This is a genomic window from Enterobacter sp. (genome assembly GCF_977039595.1).
Window position 1 is genome coordinate 1 of record NZ_CDRQYH010000118.1, and the last position, 6470, is coordinate 6470.

Consider the following 6470-nt stretch of genomic DNA (forward strand, 5'->3'; position numbering starts at 1 on the left):
ACGGTCTGCGTTGTCGGGAAGATACGTGATCTGATCCTTCAACTCAGCAAAAGTTCGATTTATTCAACAAAGCCCTGCCGGATACATCTTTATCGGGCAACGAACATGCGCATTCAAACCATATTAGTTATTTATCGTGAATAATGACCAGTCATATTAATACTCTAAAACTCATCAAGAATATAAAATATATTCTTTTTGTTAATGTATTAAGCATTGCTAAACAAGAACGAATAACAGTAGCAAAGCTCCTTAAATATGAGTGCGATCGTATCGTCTCACCGCGGGCGATACTATCGCTTAACATGGCTGGAAACCAGTATTGCAGCATGCTGAGTAGAACATTTTTACTAATACGCTCTTTTAATCTGACTTAAGGTAAATCTCAGGATGCTAACGGCGAAACAAAAAACAAGCGTTGTTTGCGATGAAAAACTTCTGGGCCAATGCTATAAGTCTAAGTGCCGACTTAAATATAAAACGTGGGTATTATCATGCTAAAAAATATTAGTGTCAGGACCTTTATTATCGGGTTCCTTTTATCTCTTTTTTTGGTAAGTGCAGGTGTCGTTGTTCTATTTTCCAGCAATCCCTCTCTCTTTATTTCGCTTAATGCCATCAATTTCGTTGCACTATTTTTGCTCTGGGTCTACATGACGAAGTATCTTGTGACGCCGATCAATACGGTGAAGAAAAGTATTGAAGAGGTGACAGCAGGCAACCTTGGTGTATCTATCCCTGAATTTGGCAATAACTGTGCGGGCCGACTCATCCCCGGGATCAATAGTCTTTCCGGTAATATTGCGACGCTTGTACGTGAGATCAGGGCGTCATCGCAAACCGCCATGACCTTATCGGATCAACTCTCGCAACGTAGCGCTCAGCTTTCGGTGAAAACCGAGCAGCAGTCTGCATCATTAGTGCAAACCGCAGCCAGCATGGAGCAAATGGCCGCGAGCACCAAAAACAATGCCGATAACACGCGTCTGGCGAGCGAGCAGGCAAATGTGGCGACGCTGCAGGCGCGCAAAGGCGGTGAGCTGATGGGACAGGTCGCCAGCAATATGCAGTCCATTACCGAATGTGCGCAGCAGATGACGGAGATTATTTCGCTCATTGACGGCATTGCGTTCCAGACGAATATTCTCGCGCTCAACGCGGCCGTTGAGGCGGCAAGGGCGGGCGATCATGGCAAGGGTTTTTCTGTGGTCGCGGAAGAGGTAAGAAACCTGGCACACCGCAGCGCAGAGGCCGCGAAGAATATCAAAACGCTGATTGAAGTCACCAGCAGTAACGTCACGCAGGGAGCCAGCGTTGTGTCACAGGCAGAGAAAAATATGCATGAAATCGTAACGGGTTCGGGGAATGTCAGCCGCTTAATGGACGAAATTTCCGCGTCGACGTCTGAGCAGGAGAAAGGTATTTCTCAGATCACGCTGGCGCTAGCTGAGCTGGAGCGGGTCACGCAAAGTAATGTGGCAATGGCAGAGGAACTCAACAGCTCCTCTGATGTACTGCGTAATCAGGTGATTGAGCTGCAGGCCAGAACGCGCAATTTCAGACTTGACCAGAGCACTTCTTCCTCATTACCTGGCGGCTCGCCATCCTTCCTCCACCGGCCAGAACACTCTCTCTGATTAAACCTCAAAGCCTGGCGTGCCAGGCTTTTTTTTGCCTCTTGCCAGCATGTTCATTTCCTGAGCGATTTCAGCGCGATGGAAAACATAGTTGTTGATTAAGCCCTGATGGAGGCTAGACTGACACCGAAAGAGCTAAAAAGGCGGAGGCGCTGTGGAAAGCATTAAAGGATCTGAACTTAACGTTCCTGACGCAGTTTTTGCGTGGGTGCTGGATGGTCGCGGCGGTGCGCGACCGCTGGAAGATAATGATGCGATCGATAGCGCGCATCCCTGCTGGTTACATTTGAACTACACCCACACGGACAGCGCTGACTGGCTGGCCTCGACTCCGCTCTTGCCTAATAACGTGCGCGATGCGCTGGCGGGTGAAAGCCTGCGGCCCCGCGTGAGCCGAATGGGTGACGGGACGCTGATCACCCTACGCTGCATTAACGGCAGCACGGATGAACGCCCGGATCAGCTGGTTGCGATGCGTGTCTACATGGACGATGGGCTCATTGTGTCTACCCGGCAGCGAAAAGTTCTGGCGCTGGATGACATCGTCAACGATCTGAAAGAGGGCACCGGGCCAACCGACTGCGGCAGCTGGCTGGTGGACGTGTGCGACGCGCTTACCGATCACGCGAGTGAGTTCATCGAAGAGCTGCACGACAAAATCATCGACCTGGAAGATAACCTTCTCGATCAGCAGATCCCGCCGCGCGGTTTTCTGGCCTTGCTGCGTAAGCAGCTGATTGTGATGCGCCGCTATATGACGCCGCAGCGCGACGTTTATGCGCGTCTTGCCAGCGAAAGGCTCGCCTGGATGAATGACGATCAGCGACGCAGAATGCAGGATATTGCCGACAGGCTGGGCCGCGGGCTGGATGAAATAGATTCCTGTATTGCCAGAACGGCGGTGATGGCGGACGAAATCGCGCAGGTGATGCAGGAATCGCTGGCGAGAAGAACCTATACGATGTCCCTGATGGCGATGGTGTTTTTACCGAGCACGTTTCTGACCGGGTTGTTTGGCGTCAACCTGGGCGGTATTCCGGGGGGCGCTTATCGCTACGGCTTTACGGCCTTTTGCGTGATGTTAGTTGTTTTGATTGGGGGTGTTGCATGGTGGTTGCATCGTAGTAAATGGCTGTAAATTTACGCTTTTTTCCTCTTTTTCCGGGATTAAAACGCTCTTTTAATTGAGCGAAGTCAATAAACATCTAACCCGTAAGGTGCAATATTACTCCCGCAGGTGAATGCAACGTCAAGCGATGGGCGTTGCGCTCCATATTGTCTTACTTCCTTTTTTGAATTACTGCATAGCACAATTGATTCGTACGACGCCGACTTCATAGTCGGCTTTTTTTTGCCTCCTGATTCTCAGCGTCTACCCTAAAAGGGATGACAGCCAATTCTGGAGGGAATGATGAGCATCCTTTACGCTCTGCTACTGCAACATTCACGTCAATCCGATCCCATCCCCACCGATCCGGTGCCCATGCCCGATCCCATACCGCGTCCGCAGCCGATGCCCGACCCGCCGCCCGATGAAGAACCGATTAAATTGTCGCATCGGACCGCGAGATCTGCGAGGATACGCGCCATCTGACCGCTAAGATCACCACGAGAGACAATTGTGACCGCTTTTTCTACCCTGAATGTTCTGCCCGACGCCCAACTCGCTAACCTCAACGAGTTGGGATACCTCACGATGACGCCTGTTCAGGCGGCCGCGTTGCCCGCCATCCTCGAGGGCCGTGACGTGCGCGTACAGGCGAAAACGGGCAGCGGGAAAACGGCGGCATTTGGCCTTGGCCTGTTGCAGCATATCGATGCGGCGCTTTTTCAGACCCAGTCTCTGGTGCTGTGCCCGACCCGCGAACTGGCAGACCAGGTCGCGGGTGAACTGCGTCGCCTGGCGCGTTTCCTGCCCAACACCAAGATTTTAACCCTCTGTGGCGGACAGCCGTTCGGCGCCCAGCGTGATTCACTCCAGCATGCGCCGCACATTATTGTCGCCACGCCCGGCCGCCTGCTGGATCACCTGCAAAAAGGCACCGTCTCGCTGGATGCGTTACAAACGCTGGTCATGGATGAGGCCGATCGGATGCTGGATATGGGCTTCAGCGATGCGATTGACGAGGTGATCCGTTTCGCACCGTCCGATCGTCAGACGCTGCTGTTCTCTGCGACCTGGCCCGAGGCTATCGCCGCCATCAGTGGTCGCGTGCAGAAAAATCCACTCACCATTGAAATCGACAGCGTCGATGCGCTGCCCGCCATCGAGCAGCAGTTCTTTGAAACCTCTCAGCAGGGTAAAATCCCGCTCCTGCAGAAATTGCTGAGCCAGCATCAGCCTGCATCCTGCGTGGTGTTCTGTAATACCAAAAAAGACTGTCAGTCGGTTTGTGATGCTCTGAATGCCGCCGGTCAGAGCGCATTGTCGCTGCATGGCGATCTGGAACAGCGCGATCGCGATCAGACGCTGGTTCGTTTCGCTAACGGCAGTGCCCGCGTTCTTGTCGCAACCGACGTCGCTGCACGCGGTCTGGATATCAAATCGCTTGAGCTGGTGGTGAACTTTGAGCTGGCATGGGATCCTGAAGTTCACGTGCACCGTATTGGCCGTACCGCGCGCGCGGGAAACAGCGGCCTGGCCATCAGCTTCTGCGCACCTGAAGAGGCACAGCGCGCCAATATTCTCTCTGAGATGCTGCAGATTAAGCTGAACTGGATGAATCCCCCAGCCGGCGTCAGCCTGGTGCCGCTCGAAGCCGAAATGGCGACCCTGTGCATTGATGGCGGTAAAAAAGCCAAGATGCGTCCAGGTGACGTATTAGGCGCGCTGACAGGGGATGTGGGGCTGGACGGGGCGGATATCGGTAAGATTGCGGTCCATCCGGCGCATGTCTACGTAGCGGTTCGCCAGAAGGTTGCCCATAAGGCATGGAAGCAGCTGCAAAACGGGAAAATTAAGGGTAAAACCTGTCGCGTACGTCTGCTGAAATAAAGAATGAAGCGTCTCAGACGGTTTTTCTGAGACGCTAATCGTTTACTTCACTTCAAGCACGTTCAGACGTAGCTCTTCAAACTGATTGTCATCTTCTTCCGGCTGCCAGCCCGCTGGCTGCATGGGAATATCTTCCCGATCGAACGCCAGGTCCCCGCCGTTCACAACTTCTGACTCGTGGTTGATGCCTTTAAAATCGAACAGCTCCACATCCGCGAGATGGGAAGGGACGACATTCTGCATCGCGCTGAACATGGTTTCGATACGACCCGGATAACGCTTATCCCAGTCGCGCAGCATGTCGCCAATTACCTGACGCTGCAGGTTCGGCTGAGAGCCGCACAGGTTACATGGAATTATCGGGAACGCTTTCGCCTGAGAAAAACGCTCAATGTCTTTTTCGCGGCAGTAGGCGAGAGGGCGGATCACAATGTGCTTGCCGTCATCGCTCATCAGCTTAGGCGGCATGCCTTTCATCTTGCCGCCGTAGAACATGTTCAGGAACAGCGTTTGCAGGATATCGTCGCGGTGATGGCCCAGCGCAATTTTGGTCGCGCCCAGCTCCGTCGCGGTACGATACAGAATGCCGCGGCGCAGGCGAGAGCAGAGTGAGCAGGTGGTTTTCCCCTCCGGGATTTTCTCTTTCACAATGCCGTAGGTATTCTCTTCGACGATTTTGTACTCAACGCCCAGCTTTTCGAGGTATTCCGGCAGAATGTGCTCCGGGAAACCCGGCTGTTTCTGGTCAAGGTTGACCGCCACCAGGGAAAAATTCACTGGCGCACTTTGCTGGAGATTACGCAGGATCTCCAGCATGGTATAGCTGTCTTTACCCCCTGACAGGCAAACCATGATGCGGTCGCCTTCTTCAATCATGTTGAAGTCTGCAATGGCTTCGCCCACGTTACGGCGCAGTCGCTTTTGCAGTTTGTTGAGGTTGTATTGCTCTTTTTTGTTAATCTCTTGATTCTCTTGCATTGAGTACTACCTTCGGAGCCAGCAGGGGCAAACATTGTATGCCGCGTATGGTACGGATTCCGGCGACGAATACCAGCACGTTTTACAGCTCATTAAATCCGGAGCCGATACGCAAAAAGCGTAGCAGGCTTTCTGTGTGCCCCTGCGCATTCTGGGCATAAAAACAAATCGCAGATTTTGATGCTCCCATGAGGGCCAGCGCGGCGAGAACTTACGTTGTCTTTTACCGGAACGAATTCAGCGAAGGTACCATCCTGGCCACTTAATCTCCGCTTACAGCACCTCAACCAATTCAAATTCTTCTGCGATCAGTTCCATATCTTCAGAAAAATGGCCTTCGCGGACGAAAAATCGCTGATGCTCTTTCTGCCAGTATTCAAGGCTTAAATCACCTTCACCCTCTTTGCGAGCGAATTCTTCAGTAACATCGCAAAAACGCACCAGCCGCAGTGAAACCAGCCTGATCACACAGACCGGGACGTTTTGTCCATCAAGGATTATGTTGTAGCTCCCCACCCGCGGTGCAGACACATCCTGCGAGTACGAGGCAAAAGATCCGCAGGTGGCCGTTTTGATTCCTTTTTTAATCAGGTCCGCAAGCTTGCTTGCCAGTTCCGGGCTGTCACCCATTTGCCAGGCCGCTGCGCCTGGGTACTTCGTTTTTAATTCCTCAACCTTAACCATTTAAATTCCTTCTTAACACTTGACCAAAAGAAACGAAGTAGCGTTTTTAGCGGCTTTGTTGAATAAATCAGATTTCGGGTAAGTCTCCCCCGTAGCGGGTTGTGTTTTCAGGCAATACGCACGCTTTCAGGCATACCTGCTTTCGTCATTTTGTTCAGCGCTCGTACCAGGGCCAT

The 6470-nt window shown here is 52.5% G+C and carries 6 protein-coding genes and 1 pseudogene; 4 read left to right on the forward strand and 3 right to left on the reverse strand.

Annotation, left to right across the window (positions count from 1 at the left end; all coding sequences use genetic code 11):
• Positions 1 to 494 precede the first annotated feature (494 nt).
• The 4 genes from ACWYRJ_RS20240 (at position 495) to dbpA (ending at position 4632) form a co-directional block, all read left to right on the forward strand.
• Complete coding sequence (locus ACWYRJ_RS20240) at positions 495 to 1637, forward strand: methyl-accepting chemotaxis protein (protein ID WP_455508507.1); 1143 nt, start codon at positions 495 to 497, stop codon at positions 1635 to 1637.
• Positions 1638 to 1791: 154 nt separating this feature from the next.
• Positions 1792 to 2775 (forward strand): zinc transporter ZntB, encoded by a 984-nt coding sequence (gene zntB / locus ACWYRJ_RS20245; RefSeq protein WP_111965070.1) that lies wholly within the window; start codon positions 1792 to 1794, stop codon positions 2773 to 2775.
• A 273-nt stretch (positions 2776 to 3048) separates the two neighbouring features.
• Complete coding sequence (ynaL, locus tag ACWYRJ_RS20250) at positions 3049 to 3231, forward strand: proline-rich small protein YnaL (RefSeq protein WP_115875320.1); 183 nt, start codon at positions 3049 to 3051, stop codon at positions 3229 to 3231.
• A gap of 27 nt (positions 3232 to 3258) precedes the next feature.
• Entirely contained in the window at positions 3259 to 4632 is a 1374-nt protein-coding gene (dbpA, locus tag ACWYRJ_RS20255; protein ID WP_455508508.1) for an ATP-dependent RNA helicase DbpA, read from the forward strand.
• 42 nt (positions 4633 to 4674) lie between these two features.
• Here dbpA and ttcA read toward each other — a convergent pair whose 3' ends face one another.
• The 3 genes and pseudogenes from ttcA to ACWYRJ_RS20270 all read right to left on the reverse strand — a co-directional run bounded on the left by ttcA (position 4675) and on the right by ACWYRJ_RS20270 (position 6294).
• Entirely contained in the window at positions 4675 to 5610 is a 936-nt protein-coding gene (gene ttcA / locus ACWYRJ_RS20260; protein ID WP_249576967.1) for a tRNA 2-thiocytidine(32) synthetase TtcA, read from the reverse strand.
• A gap of 35 nt (positions 5611 to 5645) precedes the next feature.
• Positions 5646 to 5796, reverse strand: a pseudogene (locus ACWYRJ_RS20265) (site-specific integrase); the annotation flags it as partial.
• Between the two features lie 87 nt (positions 5797 to 5883).
• Entirely contained in the window at positions 5884 to 6294 is a 411-nt protein-coding gene (locus ACWYRJ_RS20270; protein WP_455508509.1) for an ASCH domain-containing protein, read from the reverse strand.
• Positions 6295 to 6470: the final 176 nt, after the last annotated feature.

Excerpts from the sequence above, each read along its gene's own strand:
- ynaL (WP_115875320.1), top strand. The coding sequence starts at position 3,049 with ATGAGCATCCTTTACGCTCTGCTACTGCAACATTCACGTCAATCCGAT.
- ttcA (WP_249576967.1), bottom strand. The coding sequence starts at position 5,610 with ATGCAAGAGAATCAAGAGATTAACAAAAAAGAGCAATACAACCTCAAC.
- ACWYRJ_RS20270 (WP_455508509.1), bottom strand. The coding sequence starts at position 6,294 with ATGGTTAAGGTTGAGGAATTAAAAACGAAGTACCCAGGCGCAGCGGCC.
- ACWYRJ_RS20240 (WP_455508507.1), top strand. The coding sequence starts at position 495 with ATGCTAAAAAATATTAGTGTCAGGACCTTTATTATCGGGTTCCTTTTA.